Annotated in this window: 1 protein-coding gene; it reads right to left on the reverse strand. The window is 42.5% G+C overall.

Annotated features, from left to right (window positions below):
* On the reverse strand, positions 1-862 hold an 862-nt coding region (locus WH95_RS20055), incomplete at its 3' end, for a cache domain-containing protein (RefSeq protein ID WP_046510230.1).
* Positions 863-1,234: the final 372 nt, after the last annotated feature.

The raw sequence follows: 1,234 nt of genomic DNA on the forward strand, positions 1-1,234 counted from the left end.
CCCTGATTTGTACCGGGACAAAAAGACGATAGAGATCATTATCTTCCTTGCCAAAAACGTCACCCTTGCCGATCAATGGAGCAGCTTCACCAAAAACAGGATTTTCTGCATTTAAATCTTTGCCCAATTCTTCCTGATTTTCATAAGCAACCCATTTTGCCTGATTGGAAATCAGGTTAACCGAACTTCCTTTGCCAAAGGGCTGTATTTTGTTAAAGGCAGCCGACACGTCATTTAGGCTCATATCTACACCAACAACACCGATAAAGTCGCCTTTGTCGTTAAGGACGGGATAAACAAAAGAAGTCAAAAGAACATCAGTTCCCGCAATGTCATACACGATAGGTTCCATAATAATAGGGGCTTTCGTGTCTCGGGGAATTGTATAGTACTCTGAAAAACTTGTTAAAAAGTCGAGCTTTATGCCTTCACCAAAATTATAGTAATAGGTTGCATAGCGGCCATCCTCGCCATTGTAGCCTTCTTTTGAATCTTTATACGCGTTGTCATTACCATCCAGTGCATTTGGTTCGAACCCTGCCCAGGCACCAGCAAGATTTTGGTTGGCTTCGAGGGCCTGTCGCAAAACATTATGGTACGCTTGGCGATCTTGTGGATTAGTTGCCTGTATAGCCTTAAATGACTGTACAATAGAGTGTGCCACAGTCATGGCCTGATCTAACTGGTTTTTAACCTTCTCAGCCTCGACTTCACCGACTTCCTGGGCTTGTTCCAGTGTAAGGTCACGAACCGTTGTTTGCATTGTCCATGACATTAAGAAAATACTTATTGCCAGACACACAACAACAATCAAGGCACTCGTTATTGTTAACTTTGCGCTTAAAGAAAGCTTGTTAAGCATTATTCAGTTCCATTATTCTGCAAAGAGGCAATCATAAGATTTGCGCTATAACTTTTTGGATATTCCACTATTGGTATACTCGTGTTCATCAACACAATACCCGCAGCTCCTTAAAAAGAAGTAAATTCATATGCTATGGTTTATTAACCTAAGGCCAACTGGTTAAGCAGCAAACAAAAAGCCCGCAGCGAATATTTCACTGCAGGCTTTGTTAGGTCTCGGATTTATTAAATGTTTATTCGTTCACGGATCTCAGACGGCCCAGGAATTCATGAACCTTGTTCTCCAGCTGTTGTGCCTCTTCGGCAAGACCAGATGCAGAGTTCTGAACCTGCTCAGCTGCATTACCCGTTGTATTCGCAGCTTCACGAA

Source organism: Kiloniella litopenaei (assembly GCF_000982415.1).
Lineage (GTDB): Bacteria > Pseudomonadota > Alphaproteobacteria > Kiloniellales > Kiloniellaceae > Kiloniella > Kiloniella litopenaei.